This window comes from Acetobacter sacchari (assembly GCF_017377715.1).
GTDB lineage: Bacteria > Pseudomonadota > Alphaproteobacteria > Acetobacterales > Acetobacteraceae > Acetobacter > Acetobacter sacchari.
Genome location: NZ_JAFVMF010000008.1, coordinates 190,537 through 209,103 on the forward strand (window position 1 = coordinate 190,537; position 18,567 = coordinate 209,103).

At 56.5% G+C, this 18,567-nt stretch carries 15 protein-coding genes and 1 tRNA gene; 12 read left to right on the top strand and 4 right to left on the bottom strand.

Features of this window, described 5'->3' with window-relative positions; translation table 11 throughout:
- Positions 1-259: 259 nt before the first annotated feature.
- Positions 260-2,098 carry a phosphomethylpyrimidine synthase ThiC gene (gene thiC / locus J2D73_RS09115; RefSeq protein ID WP_207881268.1) on the bottom strand — a complete coding sequence of 613 codons (1,839 nt, stop codon included), beginning with the start codon at positions 2,096-2,098 and terminating at the stop codon, positions 260-262.
- A gap of 359 nt (positions 2,099-2,457) precedes the next feature.
- Here thiC and J2D73_RS09120 point away from each other — a divergent pair, with 359 nt between their 5' ends.
- Together J2D73_RS09120 and J2D73_RS09125 are read left to right on the top strand one after the other, a co-directional pair.
- Complete coding sequence (locus J2D73_RS09120; protein ID WP_207881269.1) at positions 2,458-2,898, top strand: hypothetical protein; 441 nt, start codon at positions 2,458-2,460, stop codon at positions 2,896-2,898.
- A 566-nt stretch (positions 2,899-3,464) separates the two neighbouring features.
- Positions 3,465-5,342 carry a Hint domain-containing protein gene (locus tag J2D73_RS09125; protein WP_207881270.1) on the top strand — a complete coding sequence of 626 codons (1,878 nt, stop codon included), beginning with the start codon at positions 3,465-3,467 and terminating at the stop codon, positions 5,340-5,342.
- Positions 5,343-6,038: 696 nt separating this feature from the next.
- Here J2D73_RS09125 and J2D73_RS09130 read toward each other — a convergent pair.
- Positions 6,039-6,113: transfer RNA gene (locus J2D73_RS09130), tRNA-Thr, on the bottom strand.
- 32 nt (positions 6,114-6,145) lie between these two features.
- Here J2D73_RS09130 and J2D73_RS20730 point away from each other — a divergent pair.
- The 4 genes from J2D73_RS20730 to J2D73_RS09145 are packed head-to-tail and all read left to right on the top strand — an operon-like array spanning position 6,146 to position 10,005.
- Positions 6,146-6,295: a hypothetical protein gene (locus tag J2D73_RS20730; RefSeq protein ID WP_243429815.1), complete on the top strand. Its 150-nt coding sequence runs from the start codon at positions 6,146-6,148 to the stop codon at positions 6,293-6,295.
- A gap of 4 nt (positions 6,296-6,299) precedes the next feature.
- Positions 6,300-7,682 carry a paraquat-inducible protein A gene (locus tag J2D73_RS09135; protein ID WP_408736835.1) on the top strand — a complete coding sequence of 461 codons (1,383 nt, stop codon included), beginning with the start codon at positions 6,300-6,302 and terminating at the stop codon, positions 7,680-7,682.
- Positions 7,679-9,367, top strand: coding sequence for an MlaD family protein (locus tag J2D73_RS09140; protein ID WP_207881272.1), 1,689 nt, complete (start codon positions 7,679-7,681; stop codon positions 9,365-9,367). Before J2D73_RS09135 ends, J2D73_RS09140 begins: the two co-directional genes overlap by 4 nt.
- A complete protein-coding gene (locus J2D73_RS09145) occupies positions 9,364-10,005 on the top strand; it encodes a PqiC family protein (RefSeq protein ID WP_207881273.1) in 642 nt (213 codons plus the stop codon). Before J2D73_RS09140 ends, J2D73_RS09145 begins: the two co-directional genes overlap by 4 nt.
- 311 nt (positions 10,006-10,316) lie before the next feature.
- Here the strand turns inward: J2D73_RS09145 and J2D73_RS09150 are convergent, their stop codons facing one another.
- Positions 10,317-10,463, bottom strand: a complete 147-nt coding sequence (locus tag J2D73_RS09150; protein ID WP_207881274.1) for a hypothetical protein — start codon at positions 10,461-10,463, stop codon at positions 10,317-10,319.
- Between the two features lie 175 nt (positions 10,464-10,638).
- Between J2D73_RS09150 and J2D73_RS09155 the strand changes: the two genes are divergently transcribed.
- The 6 genes from J2D73_RS09155 to J2D73_RS09180 all read left to right on the top strand — a co-directional run bounded on the left by J2D73_RS09155 (position 10,639) and on the right by J2D73_RS09180 (position 17,943).
- Positions 10,639-11,646: a site-specific integrase gene (locus J2D73_RS09155; protein ID WP_207881275.1), complete on the top strand. Its 1,008-nt coding sequence runs from the start codon at positions 10,639-10,641 to the stop codon at positions 11,644-11,646.
- A gap of 164 nt (positions 11,647-11,810) precedes the next feature.
- Positions 11,811-12,086 carry a YtcA family lipoprotein gene (locus J2D73_RS09160; protein ID WP_207881276.1) on the top strand — a complete coding sequence of 92 codons (276 nt, stop codon included), beginning with the start codon at positions 11,811-11,813 and terminating at the stop codon, positions 12,084-12,086.
- Between the two features lie 21 nt (positions 12,087-12,107).
- Positions 12,108-13,109 carry an efflux RND transporter periplasmic adaptor subunit gene (locus tag J2D73_RS09165; RefSeq protein WP_026399016.1) on the top strand — a complete coding sequence of 334 codons (1,002 nt, stop codon included), beginning with the start codon at positions 12,108-12,110 and terminating at the stop codon, positions 13,107-13,109.
- A gap of 278 nt (positions 13,110-13,387) precedes the next feature.
- Positions 13,388-15,367 (top strand): FUSC family protein, encoded by a 1,980-nt coding sequence (locus J2D73_RS09170; protein ID WP_207881277.1) that lies wholly within the window; start codon positions 13,388-13,390, stop codon positions 15,365-15,367.
- 169 nt (positions 15,368-15,536) lie between these two features.
- Positions 15,537-17,000 carry a TolC family protein gene (locus J2D73_RS09175; RefSeq protein WP_026399014.1) on the top strand — a complete coding sequence of 488 codons (1,464 nt, stop codon included), beginning with the start codon at positions 15,537-15,539 and terminating at the stop codon, positions 16,998-17,000.
- 157 nt (positions 17,001-17,157) lie between these two features.
- The gene (locus J2D73_RS09180; protein WP_207881278.1) at positions 17,158-17,943 is read left to right on the top strand and encodes a meso-2,3-butanediol dehydrogenase; all 786 of its coding nucleotides are present in this window, start codon (positions 17,158-17,160) and stop codon (positions 17,941-17,943) included.
- A 99-nt stretch (positions 17,944-18,042) separates the two neighbouring features.
- Here the strand turns inward: J2D73_RS09180 and J2D73_RS09185 are convergent, their stop codons facing one another.
- The gene (locus J2D73_RS09185) at positions 18,043-18,480 is read right to left on the bottom strand and encodes a hypothetical protein (RefSeq protein ID WP_207881279.1); all 438 of its coding nucleotides are present in this window, start codon (positions 18,478-18,480) and stop codon (positions 18,043-18,045) included.
- Positions 18,481-18,567 lie beyond the last annotated feature (87 nt).

Here is an 18,567-nt window from a genome sequence, read left to right on the forward strand (position 1 = left end):
ATGGTCTGCATCTCACTCACGTGGTTCGATGCAAAGTGCCGCGTATTCGTTAAGAAATGACGTTTCTTGCGTAGATCAAGACTCGTAAAGAATCGCACCGGGCCTGCGCGTGAAGTTGGCGGTGCATGTGCTCAGATCGTCCTGATTTCTACGCGACGTCTGTGATCATCCACGCACGCGAGTAGTAGACGAATGATATGCTGATCAAATGCTGATGCAGGTGGCGCAGTCTCTCGGCGACTGCGCCACTCTATCTTATTTACTCGGCAGGCACGTAGACCGTACTGCCGGCATCACGGAACTCCCGGCTCTTTTGCTCCATACCAGCCAGACGCTGAGCGTCGTCACGAATATCCTGACTGATACGCATCGAACAGAATTTAGGCCCGCACATGGAGCAGAAATGGGCTGTCTTGTGCGCCTCCTTCGGCAACGTCTCGTCATGATACGCGCGCGCCGTATCAGGGTCGAGCGACAGCTTGAACTGGTCTTCCCATCGGAAAGAGAAACGCGCGCGGCTTAGAGCGTCGTCGCGCAGCTTCGCCGCCGGGTGGCCTTTTGCGAGGTCGGCGGCGTGAGCGGCGATGCGATAGGTGATGACGCCGACTTTGACGTCGTCACGGTTCGGCAGGCCAAGGTGCTCTTTCGGCGTGACGTAGCAGAGCATCGACGTGCCGAACCAGCCGATCATCGCGGCGCCAATGGCGGAGGTGATGTGGTCATAACCCGGCGCGATGTCCGTCGTTAGCGGGCCAAGCGTGTAGAATGGCGCTTCATCACATTCGCGCAGTTGCTTGTCCATGTTCTCCTTGATCTTGTGCATCGGCACATGGCCAGGGCCTTCGATCATCACCTGACAGCCCTTCGCCCAGGCGATCTTGGTCAACTCGCCTAGCGTCTCCAGTTCAGCGAATTGGGCTGCGTCATTGGCGTCGGCGATGGAGCCCGGACGCAGGCCATCTCCAAGGGAGAACGAAACATCATACTTGCGCATGATGTCGCAGATTTCCTCGAAGTGCTCGTAAAGGAAGCTCTCACGATGCTCCATCAGGCACCAACTGGCCATGATCGACCCACCGCGCGACACGATGCCCGTCACGCGCTCGGCGGTCAGCGGGACATGGGCGAGTCTGACGCCCGCATGGATGGTGAAGTAATCGACGCCTTGCTCGGCCTGCTCGATCAGCGTGTCGCGGAAAACCTCCCAGTTGAGAGCGGACACGTCGCCGCCGACCTTTTCAAGGGCCTGATATAGCGGAACTGTGCCGATCGGGGTCGGGGAGTTGCGGAGGATCCAGTCGCGAATGTTGTGGATATTACGGCCGGTCGACAGGTCCATGACGGTGTCGGCGCCCCAGCGGATCGACCAGACGAGTTTTTCAACCTCTTCCGCAGCTGATGATGTGACGGCCGAATTGCCGATATTGGCGTTCACTTTCACCAGGAAGTTACGGCCAATGATGACCGGCTCCAGTTCCGGGTGATTGATGTTCGCCGGGATGATGGCGCGGCCGCGTGCGATCTCGTCACGGACGAATTCGGGCGTTACGAATTCGGGAATGATTGCGCCGAAATCCTCGCCGTCGCGGCGACGGGCGTTAGCGCCTTCAGCTGCTTTGACGCGCCCGAGATTCTCGCGATGCGCCACGTAGATCATTTCTTCGGTGACGACGCCTGCGCGCGCAAACTCGTACTGCGTCACCAGCTTCGCATGGCCAGCCTCAAGCACGGTGTGCGGCGCAGGGCAGGGAGCGACAAGGCGATCGCCCGTGGCGCCGCCATTATCCTCTGGTTTGACCGCGCGAGGCACAGCGGCGGAGAATCCACGTTTAGCCAGCCACTCCGACCGAACCTTTGGCAACCCCTGTCGCACGTCGATCGCCACGTCCAGATCGGTGTAAGGCCCTGACGTATCGTAGATGCGAAGTGGAGCCTCGTTAGCTGAGGGGTCAAGCGCGATCTCGCGAAACGGAACGCGGATGGCCGGGTGACCTTCAGGGCTGGAGTAGACCTTGCGTGAACCCCAGATAGGGCCCGTGGTGACTTCACCGGGAGCAGGCGCGGTCGATTGTGGGGCAGGGGGGGCGATATGATTCATGAGAAACGTCCTCGATTCTAACGAGGAACGGGCGCCGGTCGTAGTTTTCGCGAATCCGAACGTGTCGGAGCCACGCGACCAGACCAGTCCCTCCGCCGGTATTAACCGGATCAGGTTCCCCGGATACCCTCCTTTTTGGGGCGTCCGGCAGGGTCGTCACGCGGCAACGTATCAAACACGCGCCCAATGACCTCTCAGTTCCTTGCCGGAACCCCCCTTGGTGCGCGCGATCACACTCTCTAAGACCGGTGCTTGTCAACACCAGCTTACGTTGGGTCTCGATATGTAGCGTGTTGTCACGTGAAATTGTGCTCACTCGAGAGGCGTTGTCGGGCTGCGCGATGGAGAGGGGGAGGGAGATGACGGAAGAGCTGATCCACCCGAAAGAATTTTACAGGAAACTGAATGCCGCGATCCGTTCGGCGGGTGGCGTGACGGCTTTCTCTCGTACGCACGGCGTAAATACGCGTAAGATTTATGACGCGCAGGGCGGCGTCCGTTATGCCGACAAGGTTGCGCGGACGCTTGGTCTGAAGATGGTCATGCGTTTTCCGGTCATCGCCGATCCGATGACGCTGGTTGCGAGCAACGTGGTCTACGAAAAACTGAATGGGTTCATTCGCTCGTGCAAAAGCCAACGCACGGCTGCCGAGGAGTTCGGCGTGAGCGTCTCGCATATGAGCAACATAGTGAATGCGCGGCGTGGACTCGGTCCGGTTCTGGCGCGTCTGGGGTTCGGGCCGTCGCTTACGCGCAGCGGTCTTGCGACAAAAGAGGGCGTTGCGGGGCTCAATGCATAGGTTTGTGCGGAAATTGTTTGACGTTGGATAGAACTGCTGAGCTCAGCGTATTCAAAATCTGACCAATCGTTTTGCGCGCAAGAGGTGTTGCCGATGCCTGGTTTCGCAATGGAACGCGATTTTATCCATAAACTGCAACGTGCAAGTTGGCTGCTATTTGGTCAACATATTTTAGAAAAATAAAACAATTTTGCTAGGGGCGTCAAAAAACCAGACCTTGCCAAAACAATTCACAAAACGGTGAAATTTCGACGCTTCCTTGTGCTGCTATTAATCATTTTTTTGTAGGCATTATGATGAATATAATATATGTTTACCTTAATAATCACAATATTATTTAATAACAACATGTTGCTTGATAGTTTTTTTTGATATTTTTTGTTTTTATAATAAAAAATACAGAAAAAATGTAATAAAAACACTTCATGATAAATGTGTGTTTTATGTTGTTTGCGACGTACAAATAAATCTTTCGAAATTTGGCTGATTGGAAAACACTAATTTCTGCGCGCGGTTGGCGCTCACCCAACAACGAAATTAGACACATCCGGTAGGGAAGCATCGTCATGGCCACGACGACAACAACAACCACCACCAGTAGTGGTGTAAAGTATAATGTAATATCTAATTATACACTTGGTACTTTGACCTCATGGAACGTCACGATCACCGACCCGGATGGAACTATAGCTTACACTGGGACGCTCTATCCAGGCGTTCTGGGTGTTCTTAAGACCGGCTATGTGGCGTCTTCTTCCGATAGTGCAATCAGCATTGCAAATTTGCTTGTAGGCGCGACTTACATTGTTCCGGCGGGCGTGACGTCTGATGTAGATATTCTTGTCTCCGTGGGCACGCTCTACCCCACGACGATCTACGTGGGTGGTACGGCTACGATTACAACGACATTGAGCGCGCTGAGCGGGCTTGTGGTCAATGTCGATGGCGGCACGGCGACCCTTAACCATGGTTTGGTGGCCAAAGCTCTTTCCGGAACGACCGTCAACATTACAAACGGCGGCACGTTCTCTGGCGGCACGTCTTTGGTCACCGCACTTTCCGGGACAACTATTCACTTTGGTACGGGCGGAGGCACTTTTATCCTGAATGCGGAGGCGTCGCTCCTCAATCTGTCGAGCACAAATATAACGGGTTACGACCCCTCGAAAGATACAATCGAGTTGGAGAACACCGTTGAGACTGTAGCATATTATACGATAACTGGGTCATCGACGGTAAAAACCGTAACGCTGTACGGTGTGTCTGGAACTGAGATAGCGTCGTATAGCGCTACGCTCGCCAGTGGCGTTACGTTGACAAATAATACGTACTATATCGATGGAAGTACAAATAATCCTCTAAAAATTACCTACGATAGTGATAACACCTACATTGGCGCTTGCTTTCTGTCTGGTTCGATGATTCGCACGTCGGCCGGTGATGTTCCGGTGGAAGATGTGCGTATTGGTGACATTGTCGCTACGTTTGACTGGCGCAACAACTCGGAAGAACTTCGCGATGTGACATGGGTCGGAAGCGCAAATATTTCCGTAAACAAGGACCTGCGGGACGACGAAGCGGGATATCCGGTTTGCGTCCTGAAGGACGCCGTATCGCATGGCGTGCCTTATAAGGACATGCGTGTCACGGCGGAGCACTGCCTTTTCTTTGAAGGAAAGTTCATCCCGGCCAGAATGCTGGTCAACGGAAAAAACATTTTTTACGATAAGAATATTACGAGCTATACCTATTATCATATTGAGACGGAACCACACGCGGTTATCTGGTCTGACGGTATGCTGACAGAGACGTATCTGGATACCGGAAACAGGCATCTCTTTCGACAGCATGGAGAGGTCTCGATACTGACGGGTCGCGCTCGCTCCTGGGAACGCGATGCTGCGGCTCCGTTGATGGTGGAGCGCTCCATTGTGGAGGCGATTCATCGCGAGGTCGATGCTCGTGCGGCCCTCGTGGCGGAAAATGTAATCGGAAACAGGATATCCTTGGAGACCGATCCAGACATCCACCTCATAACTGACAGGGGGCGCTCCCTTAAGCGCCTTAGGCTGGAGGGTAATAATTATTCCTTCCTGATTCCAGCGGGGGTCCAGAGCGTCAGAATCATGTCACGCTGCAGCCGCCCCAGCGATACGATCGGCCCGTTTGTCGATGACAGGCGTGAACTGGGAGTGTTGATTGGCAACATTACGAAGACCAGCGGGCGCAGGGTTGAAATAATCGATCAGCACCTTACCGCTTTGTCATTGGATGGATGGCATGGGTTGGAGGGCGGGCGGGGCCGTTGGACAACCGGGGCGGGGACCTTGTCTGTCGCCTCCCAACCGTCCGCACAGCCATTTTCTCTTACTGTAGAGGTAATGGCTGCCGGCCCTTACCTGGCGTCCAATGACACAGTTTGCTTCGCGCGTAAGGAAGCATAATGGTCCGTGTTTCTGAAGTTGGCGGCCTGACCAGCAACCATGTGAAGGAAAGAGGGCAAATCGTGACCGTCACACACCGCATGAAGCTTTGAGTGCAGATCGCTTTTTGTGCTCCAGAGATTTGGTAGGGGAAAACCCATGTTGGGTCCGGACGCTACCGTCAGAGTGCCTTGAGATGTGTGGCGTCACCCAACAGACGCGTCGAGAGGCTAGCTTGTTTCTTCTGGGTTACGAAAATCCGATCGAAGACAGCTTGGACGCTCCGTCGGATATAGCGGTTGTACGAAGTTTTATTCAGATCCATAGGCTTCAGAGCGGCTTTCCACTGAAAGCCGCCGCGAATCACATAACCATCTAGATCAGAACGCCCCCCCCTCCCTCGACTGCGTTTTTCTCCGCCTTCCGCCAAGCTGGAAGCCTCCGGCAAAAACTGACCCGAGAGCACGCGTATAGATGACGCTGGATATCACGCAACGTGCCTGTCACCTGTCCTGGCTGTCTCTCATGGCCTACGGCCTTGATGCGCTGCCGAGGAACCCGGCAGCGAAAGAACCATCGATCGCCGTGTCTGAGCAGGTTTTTCCCGCGACCCATGGCGCTAGGGGTGACAGAAAAGCGTTACAAACGCACGGAGCTGTAACCCTTAGCGATAATCTGCTGTCAGGGCCGGCCGTCGTCAGCGATGTATGGAATTTCTGGTGCCGACACTCGGAATTGAACCGAGGACCTACTGATTACGAATCAGTTGCTCTACCCCTGAGCTATGTCGGCGCGTTGGCTGAGCCCTATAGCGGAGAGCTGGCATGGCTGCAATATGTCTTCCGCCTATCAAGGCGCATCATTTCGGAGTAAATTCTCCCGATGTCGTCGACCCTTCCATCCAGATTCTACCGTGGGGCGCTGTCTCTGGCGCGCAGACGGCGGCGCAAGCCGATCAGCGCTCGCGTTATTGATGGTTTGGTAGAGTGCCCATGCTGCGGTGAATATCAGGCGGTCCGAAATGTCGAGCCGGGCATGATGGCGCGGTGTGTACGTTGTGGATTTGGACTCGAGCGGCGAAACATGTCCTCGCCAATCGCGACTCCTTTGGCTCTGTGCATCAGCTCGGCCGCGCTTTATTTCGCGACTCTGATGTCCTCGCTCATGACGCTTAACCTGTATGGGCGGCAGCGCGCGGTCGAGCTTGTGACCGGTCCCATGGAGCTGCTGCACGAGGGATGGGGGGAGGTCGGCGTGCTCGTGGGGCTCGTCACGGTCCTCGCGCCCGGCGTCGTAATCACGATGATGGCGCTGATTCTCTATGCGGGTGGCAAGAAGGAGATGCCGGACTGGGCGCCGCACTTGCTCGCCTGGTACGAGAAGCTTCGTCCCTGGTCGATGATGGAAGTCTATATTCTCGGGATCTTCGTCGCATATACGAAGCTGGTGGATCTGGCCTATGTGGAGGTCGGACCGGCGGCGTATCTTATCGCGGCGCTGATGGTGACCATGGCGGCGACGGACCAGACGCTCGACAAGGAGTTGATCTGGCGACGGCGGCGCGTGGAGAACACCTTGCAGTTCTCCGATGGAACCCGCGTGGCCGTTGAGCGCGTCTCGATCAGCGATATCCCGATGCCGCCCGTCCAGAATATGCTCTCCTGCTATTCCTGCGGCCTCGTGGGAGCGTTTGAGCAACCTGTGCCGCGAACTCACATCGTGGGTTCGTGTCCTCGTTGCGGGCACAAGATGCGGCGTCGCAAACCGGACAGCCTCAATCGCACTGCAGCACTGTTGCTGGCGTCGCTGATCTGCTATTTTCCGGCGAATATTTACCCCGTCATGACGGTTATCAAACTGGGGCAGGGTGGCGGTCACACGATTCTCGGCGGAGTCGTGGAGTTGTGGCAGGACGGGATGATTCCCCTTTCCATCCTCGTGCTGTTCGCGAGCATAACTGTGCCGGTGGCCAAGATTCTTGGCCTGGCGTTCATGCTGTTCGAGACGTATCGGGGATCGTCGCGCGGCTTGATGTTCCGCTCAAAACTTTTCAGGGTTATCGACGCTATAGGGCGGTGGTCGATGATCGACGTCTTCATGATTTCGATTCTGGTCGCCGTGGTCCGGTTCAGCTCGCTGGCCAACGTCACGGCGGACGGGGGCGTCGTCTGCTTCGCCGCAGTGGTGGTGCTCACCATTTTCGCGGCAGAGGCGTTTGATCCGCGTCTTATGTGGGACGCCGCTGGAAAAAACGGTCCAGCGCCAGCGGCTGATCCGCCGGTTGCGAGCCGCAAGTTAACACGGACCGTACAAAATGACGGAACCGAAGATCGCCAAGGTATGGAGCCGGCAAGCGCGTGACGTCAGATAACCATAACCAATCTCACACTCCCGGCGGCGCCCCGCCGGACGCGCCGGTTGGCAGGGCCTGGTTTTCCCTGATCTGGCTGATCCCTATCATTTCCGTCCTGATCGCCGGGTTCCTTCTCTGGCGTAATTTGTACGAGCGTGGTCCGGAAATCCTGATCACGCTGGATACGGCCGATGGCCTCACCAGCGGTCAGACACAGGTCAAGAACAAGTCGGTGACGCTCGGCACCGTCAGTTCGATTTCGTTGTCGAAGGATATGCGCCACGTCGACGTCAGGGTGCAGATGAACTCGGACGCGGCTCCGCTTCTCACAGATAACTCTCAATTCTGGGTCGTCCGCCCGCGTATTAACGGCGCCAGCGTAACAGGGTTGGAGACGCTGATGTCGGGCGCTTATATCGGCTTCGACCCCGGCGCTCCTGGAGGACAGCGGGCGACCCATTTCAAGGGGCTGGAGTCGCCTCCGGGCATCCAGTCTGACCAGCCGGGACGCACCTACTCTTTGTTGGCGTCGGCGGTGGGCTCGATCGGTCCTGGCGCCCCGGTGTTCTTCCGCGACGTCGATGTCGGAGAGGTGCTCGGCTACACGCTTCCCCCCGGCGGCGTGGGGCCGGTCCTCATCCAGTTCTTCGTGCGAGAGCCGTATGACCACTATTTGAGGACCGACACTCGGTTCTGGAACGTGTCGGGCGTGAAGGTCGGTTTCGGCGCAGGCGGCCTCAAGGTTCAGTTGCAGTCGATTCAGGCGTTGTTCTCGGGCGGCGTCGCCTTCGGTCTTTCCAAGAGCATCCCGGGCGAAAAAGTGCCGGAAGCTCCGGCCAACACGCTGTTCCAGCTCTACGACGACAAGGAAACGGCCGACACTGCCGGTTATCGCGCACACCAAACAGTGGTGACATATCTGTCGTCCTCCGTTTCCGGGCTGACGGCTGGCAGCGCGGTAACCATGTTTGGCATTCAGGTCGGCAGCGTCACCAGTGTGAAGCTGGATCTGGACCAGAACACCGGCCACGCGCGTGTCCGGGTGGCGATGGATATCCAGCCCGAGCGCGTCCTGCCCGCCGATCAGGTAAGTCCCGAGAAGGTCGTCACTGGAATGCAGGCGCTGGTCGCCAACGGTCTACGTGCCTCAACCGATAGTGCCAGCCTGCTGACGGGTGAAACAGTGATAGCGCTCAACTTCGTCAAGAATGCCACGCAGGCCAAGACCTACATGGAAGGCGACGCCCTGGTCATTCCGGGTGAAGCGGGCGGGATGAGCGGTATCATGCAGTCGCTGTCCGTCATGTCGGACAAATTGGCGGCGTTGCCAATCGAGCAGATTGGGGCCCACGCAAACGATCTGATCGCGCATGCCGACGAGCGAATCAATTCGCCTGAGGTGAAGCAATCGCTGGTCAATCTGCGGGATTCGCTACGCAGTCTGCACGATCTGCTCGACCAGACGAATCGGGGCGTTCAGCCGCTTCTGAAGCGGCTCCCTGAGATGAGCGATCAACTCGATAACACTATGAAAAACGCCAATAAATTGCTGGCCAGTTATGGTGGGGACACGGATTTTCATCGGAGCTTGCAATCGATGGTTGTGGAATTGCAGGAGACGGCGCGGTCGCTGAAATTCATGTCGAACTTCCTGACCAACCACCCCTCCGCACTGATCGCAGGACGTAAATGATGCCTAGGTTATTTCGCGTATCCTCACGTCCGTCCGCAGCAACAACACTTAGCTCGCTCTTGGCGTGCGCCGCGGTTGTCAGCCTTGCGGCCTGCGGCTCCTCGGATCCGACGCTGTATACGCTCGCTCCGGTGGCGGGGCAGCCTTCGCCCGTTCTCCCCGCCGTGAATTCGGTGGAAGTGCGGTTACCAACGATTTCGGCCGGGCTGGATCGTGATCGGATCGTACTGAGCGACAGTGGCTATAAATTGGACGTGGCGTCGTCAGATGCGTGGAGCGAGCCCCTGGCTTCCCAAATTGCGCATGTCCTTGCAGGTGAACTGGGACAGCGCCTCCCGGGCGTCAATCTCGTCGTTCAAAACGACGCCATTACCGGCACGCCTCAGGCGTTCGTGGAGCTGGTCGTCAACCGTTTCTCGCGTGACGCGTCAGGGCAGGCGATTCTGGACGTACAGGCGGCGGTTCGCCTAGCCAGTGCGGACGATGGGGCACCGTTCAATAGGCGCATTCTTCTGAGCACGCCAGCAGGTTTCGGCACGAAGGGGCTGGTCGCGGCACTAAGCGCTCTGCTCGGGCAAGCGGCAGACCAGATCGCTGCGCAAATTCGAGCTTTGCCGCCATCGGTGACGGCGCGATAGGCGGAGCCGATAGGTTAACTGGCGGACGTCTATCGTCAGCAAATTTCAGTGACGCTTGATACGCATGTGGGCTTACCGCGCTTCCGTCTTCGGCATGATTATCTGCTGCACGTTGCTTCTTTTAACAGTCGCGCCCCGGAAATCCACGCGATTAGGGGGCGATCAAGGGAGCGGGTCGCGCTGCAGGCCCATCCCGCTCTTCTGCCGGCAGCTTATCAACGCACCGGGGCAAAATATTTCGTTTGTCGGGAAAGCAGGGCGTAAAAGTTTCGCTTTCCCATTTTGTCGTAACATAGAAAAATTAATCTGGATCAGGAATACGCTCCGATCACATCGCCGCCGTTGAACCGGTCGTGCAGATGGTGCTCGTCCTCGTTGAGGATGTCGTCGTTCTGCTCAAATCGTTGCAGGAGGAGAGGGTGCCCACCGATGCGGAATGAGCGTTCGCTCCACTGCATTGATTCCGTTTGTTCTTCTTGGTGCCGGGTGAGGGAGGGTTTCAACCCTTACCTCACAAAGATATACAACGATATCAATAACTTGACTTTACTTAAAAACACCCGAATTCCGTTGTTCTGACCCCCGTCTACACCAAGTTTACACCATGCCGTATGGCCCGTTCAGGAGGGCCAAATGGCGTCAATCGTGAAACGTGGTCAGTCATGGCGCGCAATGGTGGTCCGTAAGGGCAGGCGGGTCAATGCGACCTTCGACAGCCGGGCCGAGGCGGAAGAGTGGGCGATCCGCGCTGAAGCGGCCATTCTGGCCGGGCAGGTCCCTGCGAAGCTGGCTCCGGTTTCGGGCAAACAGACGGTGGCCGATATCATCGAACGGTATAGCCGGGAGGTATCACCATCAAAGGGCGGCGTACGTTGGGAAGTTATCCGCGCGGAAGCTCTTCGCAGGATTCCAGCTTTCAACGTCCCACCGAGCGCGTTCGGTCCGCAGGAACTGGCGGCATGGCGTGACCAAAGGCTTACGTCCGTTGCAACGTCTACCGTCAACCGTGATCTCAACTTCATTTCGGCCGTGATCAATCACGCAATGAAGGAATGGAGGGCGCCTTTCGCGGCGAACCCGGTGCATCTGATCCAGCGCCCAAAGAACCCCAGAGCGAGGAAGCGGCGTGTGTCGGCCGAGGAGCGCGTTGCGATCGCCGAGGCCCTCGGGTGGGATCGAGCTTCTCGACCGCAGAACAGGATGGGGTGGGTTGCAGTCGCGTTTTATCTTGCGCTCGAAACAGCAATGCGGAAGGGCGAAATTCTTTCTCTGCGCTGGCAGGCAATCAACCTGGAGAAACGATATGCCTACCTGCGGAAGACGAAAAACGGCGATGAGCGGTACGTGCCTCTTTCGTCAGAGGCGATCGCTTTGCTGCGCATCATAGGGCCGGGGAGCGGCGCCGAGTCAGTTATCCCCGTTGCGTCCGAGACGCTGGATCAGTTCTTCCGCCGCGCACGCGATGTTGCAGGGCTGCCAGATCTGCATTTCCATGATTCGCGTCGCGAGGCGACGACGCAGTTCAGCAAGAAGCTGTCCAATGTGCTGGAGCTGGCGGCGGTGACGGGGCACCGCTCGCTCAATGTGTTGAAGGATTACTATCGGCCAGATCCGAGTGAGTTGGCCAGAAAATTGGGTTGAGGCCGCGAGGGCGACAGTAATTCGAGAAAAACCACAGTGAACTTTACCTAACGGACACAGCGTCACCGAAGCTTCTTTCATGCGCCGCCAGGTGTTTGAATGGCTCCCGGAGCAGGAACCATTACCTTGCGTCCACGTTAAGCGACGATGACGGAAAGTTTATAATGGATCTGATGAAGCAAAATCACATAAAGAAAATAACGATAATGAACTGTTTGTTCGTCGGAGGATGTAATACGTCACCGACGCAAGATTTGTTCGGATCTTTTTTTCCTTCCTGGCTCCTGTGCGCGTTTGCGGGCGTCAGCGTAGCGGCGTTAACTCGCGTTCTGTTTAGTGCGCTGGATCTCGACGACGCCGTCCCCCTGCCAATGCTTTCATGGCTTGCGTTTGGCACAGCCGTTACTTTGGCCCTGTGGATCATCTGGATAGGTATTTGAAGGATGGTATCCTCGAAAAAAATGACGGGATATGCGTTTCTCGTCAGCAGTCTGCTGCTCTGCGCGCTGTTAGCTCTCGTCGCAGCCTATCTTGTTGATCGCAGTCCCCGCACGGATGATGCGTTTATACAAGCCAATATCGTCAATATGGCCCCGGAAGTCAGTGGCAGAATCATCACCATCAACGTACGAGATAACCAGTTTGTCCGTCGCGGTGATACGCTATTTGTCATTGATCCAGAACCTTTCCGTTACGCGCTGGAGCAAGCTCAGGCCAATTTGGATAACCTGAAGGCGGAGTTGCCTTTGCAGGATTTGCAGATCGGCTCGCAAGTGGCGACCGCCAAGGCTCAGGGAAGCAGTGTCGAACAAATGCAGGCCCAGCTTGCATTGGCCCAGTCTACCGAAGCGCGTTTAGCTCCTCTGGCTCGGCAGGGCTTCGTGACGGCTCAGCAACTCGATCAGGCCAAGAGTAACGTTAAAACCTCGTCTGCAGCACTCGAGCAGGCAATCCACTCGCAGAATGCCGCAACGAAGAACGTTCGTGACGACAGGCCGCTTCGAGCGCAGATCGTCGGAGCAACCGCACAGTTGGCCGCTGCGCAGAGGGACCTGCGTTTAACAGAAGTTAAAGCCCCATGTGACGGTCAGATTACAGGGCTCAACATCGCCGCTGGCGAGTATGCGGCAGAAGGTAAGGCTCTGTTTACGATCATTGACACCGAGCACTGGTGGGTGATCGCCAATTTCCGGGAAACTCAGGTGCCCGACTTTCATCCTGGCCAACGCGCGATCATCCATGTTCTGGCCCGTCCCAATGTTGTACTGCACGGTCATGTCGAGAGCCTCGGCGGCGGCGTCCAGCCCGATGTAGGCAGTCTGACGAGTGGGCTGCCGCAAGTTGCGCGCAACTTGAACTGGGTCAGAATTGCCCAACGTTACCCAATACGGATCAGTCTGGATCAACCCCCTCCTGAGCTTATGCGTATCGGAGCAACGGTCGTTGCGACGATCCAAAGATGAATCTTAGCCTCTTCTCACTCAGACGTCGGGCTGCGAGAGAAAATAAGTCTGGCAATGTCCATCTTCTCTCTATTGACCAGGAGAACCCGGTTTTCACAATTCGGGGAATGGCGGCTGAAATGGCACCGTCTCCCGGGCGGCTGGAAAATACAATCCGACTGACATGTCTCGCTATCTTGTTTCTTCTGATTGGAGAGACGTTTCGGCTGCCCGAGGTCGCGCTCTTTGTGTGGATCGGCTTTCTGCTCTCGGGTAATGACGCGGCGACCAGTTCGCGTATGGCGTTGACCGGTGGCGGCATGATCGTAATCGGTACCGGCGCGAGCATCTTGTGCATGATGTTCACGATGGATGAACCAGCGATACGCCTGCCTCTGATGGTCCTCCTGACACTTTGCGCGGGATATCTGAGCGCAGTGATGACGGCAGGTATGCTGGCCAACGTTTTTTTCTTCTGGACCGTCTATCTGCTGACAATGGTGGATCAGGTGGAGAGTGCGGGTAACGCGATAGACGCCTGGATAGGGAACACGACAGATAGCGTCATTCGCGACAGTGCGTATCTGTCCCCAGAAGAGTCATTCCTCCACGAATGCCTTTGGTTTGCGTTCCTTTACGCCGTAGCGCTGACACTGATCATTATTACAAACCATCTGTGGGGGCGTGATCCCGGCAAGGTATTGAAAAAGGCGGAAGCTGACAGATTGTTACTTGTTGCCAATGCAATGGAAGAAGGGTGCGAACGGAAGAGTCATTCGATGGAAAAGGTCTTCGAGGCGTCACTTCAGGGCGTTTCTGGCATGAGGAAATTACATGATTTGGCAGCATCTTTCAAATCGGAGGCAGAGAATCCTGCGGCCAGTCGTGCCTTAATTCGCTACATATCGCGCATTTCTCTAATGGCGACATTATGGGCCACCACTGTCAACGAAAGAAAAATTACGCAATCGGAGACGTCTCCGACAACGCCAGATCTCCTGAAGACGTCGTCTGGCATTCTTAGACATTCAGCAAGACTGATCGTAAAATCTAACGATGAGGTTTTCCCATCGACCATCGGCCATGACGCCGCAGGCAATCTGAAGCGTCTTGCGAAGGCGTTCACCTCCAGTCCCGCACTACACCCATTGGCTCGGGAGGTCGCGCGTAGCGTTGGAATCATTCTCGCGCTGACTTCAAAGCCCGGCGAAGTCGATGAATCCCTGCTGCCGAAGATCGACGATAAGCCCGCACCACTTTTCAAATCCGGGATCGCAGTCAAGCGCGCAGGTCGCCACGCCGCGGGCAGACTATGTGTATCAGTTGTTATCTGTTATCTTATCGAACGTTTCACAGACTGGCCTGCGATCGGAACTTGCGTTCTGACTTGCTTCGTCGTTCCGATGGGAACAATCGGCGATACAACACACAAAATGTTTCTGCGTCTGCTTGGCGCACTTGCCGGGGGGCTTGCAGGAATTTTTTGTATTCTCGTGTTTATGCCTGTCATCACAGGCATCATGGGACTCATCCTCATGATGACGCCCGTACTGTTTGTCTCTGCGTGGATAAAGTCGGGCAGCGATCGAATCGCCTACGCTGGCGTGCAAACAGCTTTCGCCTTCTGCCTCAGTATTCTTCAGGGATATGGTCCCACACTGGATATGCAAACGGCCAGAGATCGTGTCGTCGGCGTCCTGTTGGGCAATGTAGTGGTCGCCCTGGTCTCGACAACGCTCTGGCCCGTCAGCGTAGCCACCATCGCACGCAAGAACCTGGCCGACGCTGTAAAAACGCTCGCAGACATGACGGTTTTCAAAAAAGAAAATCCGGAAGCACCGTTCGATCCCGCGCAGGAAAAAGATCGCGAATCATTCGGCCAGTCCATTGCGGCCGTCAGATCATCATTCAGTGGAGACGCGCTGGAGGGAGCCGCAGTAAGCAAGCGACTTTTCGCCAGCGATTTCAACCATCGCCTTCTTACCGATATCCAGATTCTGGCAGTAAAAATATCAGTTGTCGTCGATATGTCCCATCTGTCGAGTGCGATAGTCGACACGACTCTTGTTGCGTTGAAGGGGTGGCTCGACAGGTTTTCCCAATGGATCGTGACAGGGGAGGGATATGACGAACTCAAATCATCCGTCCCCGTTCCTCCTGTCATTCCCGACGATCCTGAGAGAACGATCTGGTTTTCGTCAGTAGATGATGGAATCAAGAATATTCTAGGCACTTTGGACGCCGCACTGTATAATAGCGCAGGTATTTCACATGGTTGAGTCCTCGAACCGGAAAACTTCCGCAACCAGAGTGAGAACAGCACGTCTCCCCTCGATCTCCTCGCTTTGTCTGGTTCTTGCCGCAGCGAGCGGATGTCACGACACATCGGATCTCGCTCCCTCGGCAGCAGATCGCCCCTGGCATCCAACAGAACAGACAGGCTTGAAAATGCCCCCGGGCAGCGATGGCTTCGTCGCTCCGACATCGGCGCAGACACACAGCAAAATCTCCCAAAGCCTGAGCAGGCTGGATCAAGCCTCAACCGAAGCTGGCATGCAGTCAGCCCGGCAGGACGCCGCGTCTGCGGAGAGCGTTGCAACGTCCGGGAGGCTGCTATCGCTGTCCGAACTGATCGATATCGCGGAAAGACACAATCCGCAGACCCACCTCGCATGGGAGCAGGCGCGGCAAAACGCGCTCGCCGTGGGCGTGTCCGAGTCCACGCTGGCTCCGCAGATCACCGCAACGCTGCTTGCAGGCGGCCGCCGTACCGTGACCTCCATGCCGAACTTCCTCACGCCCAGAGGGTATATGGCGGCCAACGCCGCCGCCGCGTTCCCTGAAATTCAGCTGTCTTACCTGCTGTTTGATTTCGGCCACACGCGCGCAACCATAGACAGCGCAAAAGCGCTCTCAATCGCATCGAATTTTGATTTTACACAGACCCACCAAAAGTTATTCATGGACGTCATCAACGCCTATTATAACCACGAAGCCTCGATCGCCGACTACGAAGCGGCGGAAGAGTCTGTTCGTAATACACACTTGCTGCAGGTCTCGGCAGAATCTCGATACGCTCATGGCGAAGCCACCGTCGTCGACGTCACCCTGGCCCGTAGCAACGCCGCCACCGCAGTTTTTCAGCAGGACCAGAAGCGCAGCGCCGAGCACAGTTCACGATACGCTCTTCTGCAGGCGATGGGATTGCCGCCAGACGTCAACCTCTCAGTCGCGTCCTCCCGAGACACGCACCTTCCACAGCAAATCCCTGGAGACGTGTCGCGCCTGATGCACGCATCCCTCGAGCGCCGGCCGGACATCCTGTCCGATCTCTACAAGATGGACGCCGCTACCGCCGCCACACGCGCCGCACAGAAGGCCATGTTGCCGAAACTGGAATTCAACGCAAACGTGCAGGCCTATATCGGCGAGCAAAAGGTGTACGGATACACCCAGACCGCGCCAGCTTCACGGGTGGCCCAGCCCAACGGCACCGTCGCGGTCCAGTTGTCATGGCCTCTCTTTCAGGGAGGGTTGCTGCAAAACCAGCTAAGGCAGGCGCAGTCACGCGAGCGGGCGCAAAGAGCGACCCTCGACAAAGACGTTCTGGCCGCCGAACAACAGGTCGCAAACGCACGCGACGCGCTGGAAACTTCCCTCTCTTCCGTGCACTCGGCCGCCATCGCCCGCGACGCCGCACAAAACGCCTTCAAGGCGGCGTCCGCATCATACGCCGCCGGGGTCGGCAATCTGACAGACGCGACACAGGCCCAGACACAGCTTGCGCAGGCGACAAGCGCATACGCCGTCAGCCATGCTCAGGCGCTGATGAACGCCGCGGCCCTGGCGTTCGCTACCGGTGAACTGACGTCCGCCGCCGGTATGGAAGCGTTCGGAGACGCCGACAACTAACCCGCCGGCTTCAGGCTGAGCCCTCGTCGGCGGAAGCGCCCGTCGGAGGCATCGCAACAGAATTCCCCCGACTTTCCTCCACTCCGCCCAATCCCCCATGCAACCCACCCGCCCGCGCGTGACTTCTATGTCCATCACCGCAAGAGGGAACCGACGCATGACCATCAAGGGATTGAACCGCTTCACAGGCCGCAAGGTGCTGGTCACGGGCGCCGCGTCGGGCATCGGCCGGGCGACGGCGCTGCGGTTTCTGGATGAGGGTGCTCAGGTCATCTTCGTCGACCGCGACCGCCAGAAGCTCGATGCGGTGATGGAGGGCCTCGACCCCAGCCGCGCGTTCGCATCCCTGTCCGATATCTCGATACGGTCCGAAGTCGCCGGGCTGCTGTCATTCACGAAAGAAAAGCTCGGCGGGCTGGACGTGCTGGTCAACAACGCGGGCGTGACCGCTCTGGGCACGGTCCTCGACTGCGATCTCGAATCATGGGGCACGGTCTGCGCAACCATCCTGACCGGCACGATCAACGTCAGCCGCAGCTTTCTGCCCCTGCTGATCGAAAGCAGGGGCAACATCGTGAACACGGCCTCTGTCTCGGGCATGAGGGGGGACTGGAACACGGCCTATTACGACGCGGCGAAAGGCGGCGTGGTGAACCTTACCCGCGTCATGGCGATGGATCACGGCCACACGGGCGTCCGCGTGAACGCGATCTGCCCTTCGGTCACACGCACCGGCATGACCGCCGAAGCCGTGAAGGACGAGGCCTTCGTCAAAAGCGTCGAGGGCCGCATACCGCTCCGGCGGCTCGGGCTGCCGGAGGATATGGCGGCCGCCATCACGTTCCTCGCCAGCGATGACGCCGCCTATGTCACGGGGCTGATTATGCCTGTGGACGGCGGAGTGACAGCTTCGAACGGTCAGCCGCCGTTTCCTATGTCGTGAAGCTAAGACCGAATTGCCACAGCCAAGACGTAGCTGTCCGCCCCGCCTTGACGACTAGGAAACCGGAATGGCTGAGTGCAACTGCACGAAAAGAACACATCATCCAGATTGGTGTTGTGGGTACACATGCATAACAGATTCAACTAACCAATTTAGATTGTCGAAGTTGCAATTCTTAGCGATTCTAAAAGTAAAGGAATCGAAAGTAATTGACCCAATATTATATTGATTTTTTACGTAATGAAAAAGCATCGCAAGCCAAAATTTCCCACTGACAATTTCCTGAACGGACGCAAGATAAAAACTCTCTAAGCGAGGCTCGTTCGGGAAAGGTTGTTGAGGAGGATTTACGGCCTTTTTACCGCAGGCCGTGGTTAACGTTACAAGGTAATTATCTATGAGACCTTGATCTGTTTCCCACAATTTTCTTGGCATACAAAAGGCTTCTGGTTTTTGACCGCAGTTAGGAATGCTTAAATCTTCTAATTGTGAGAAGTAAAACAAGGAAAATAAGTCTTTGAGGTTTTCTCCAATCATTGGAATTATGCATTCGAGGCGTAGTTTGGCTCTTAGAGCCTGTTTGGAAAATCGGTCTGATGTGATTCAAGCTCTGGATGTGGACGC

Excerpts from the sequence above, each read along its gene's own strand:
- J2D73_RS09175 (WP_026399014.1), top strand. The coding sequence starts at position 15,537 with ATGCCCCCGGGCAGCGATGGCTTCGTCGCTCCGACATCGGCGCAGACA.
- J2D73_RS09185 (WP_207881279.1), bottom strand. The coding sequence starts at position 18,480 with ATGATTGGAGAAAACCTCAAAGACTTATTTTCCTTGTTTTACTTCTCA.
- J2D73_RS09165 (WP_026399016.1), top strand. The coding sequence starts at position 12,108 with ATGACGGGATATGCGTTTCTCGTCAGCAGTCTGCTGCTCTGCGCGCTG.
- J2D73_RS09180 (WP_207881278.1), top strand. The coding sequence starts at position 17,158 with ATGACCATCAAGGGATTGAACCGCTTCACAGGCCGCAAGGTGCTGGTC.
- J2D73_RS09120 (WP_207881269.1), top strand. The coding sequence starts at position 2,458 with ATGACGGAAGAGCTGATCCACCCGAAAGAATTTTACAGGAAACTGAAT.
- J2D73_RS09160 (WP_207881276.1), top strand. The coding sequence starts at position 11,811 with ATGGATCTGATGAAGCAAAATCACATAAAGAAAATAACGATAATGAAC.
- J2D73_RS09155 (WP_207881275.1), top strand. The coding sequence starts at position 10,639 with ATGGCGTCAATCGTGAAACGTGGTCAGTCATGGCGCGCAATGGTGGTC.
- J2D73_RS20730 (WP_243429815.1), top strand. The coding sequence starts at position 6,146 with ATGGCTGCAATATGTCTTCCGCCTATCAAGGCGCATCATTTCGGAGTA.
- J2D73_RS09125 (WP_207881270.1), top strand. The coding sequence starts at position 3,465 with ATGGCCACGACGACAACAACAACCACCACCAGTAGTGGTGTAAAGTAT.
- J2D73_RS09170 (WP_207881277.1), top strand. The coding sequence starts at position 13,388 with ATGGCGTTGACCGGTGGCGGCATGATCGTAATCGGTACCGGCGCGAGC.
- J2D73_RS09145 (WP_207881273.1), top strand. The coding sequence starts at position 9,364 with ATGATGCCTAGGTTATTTCGCGTATCCTCACGTCCGTCCGCAGCAACA.
- J2D73_RS09150 (WP_207881274.1), bottom strand. The coding sequence starts at position 10,463 with ATGCAGTGGAGCGAACGCTCATTCCGCATCGGTGGGCACCCTCTCCTC.
- thiC (WP_207881268.1), bottom strand. The coding sequence starts at position 2,098 with ATGAATCATATCGCCCCCCCTGCCCCACAATCGACCGCGCCTGCTCCC.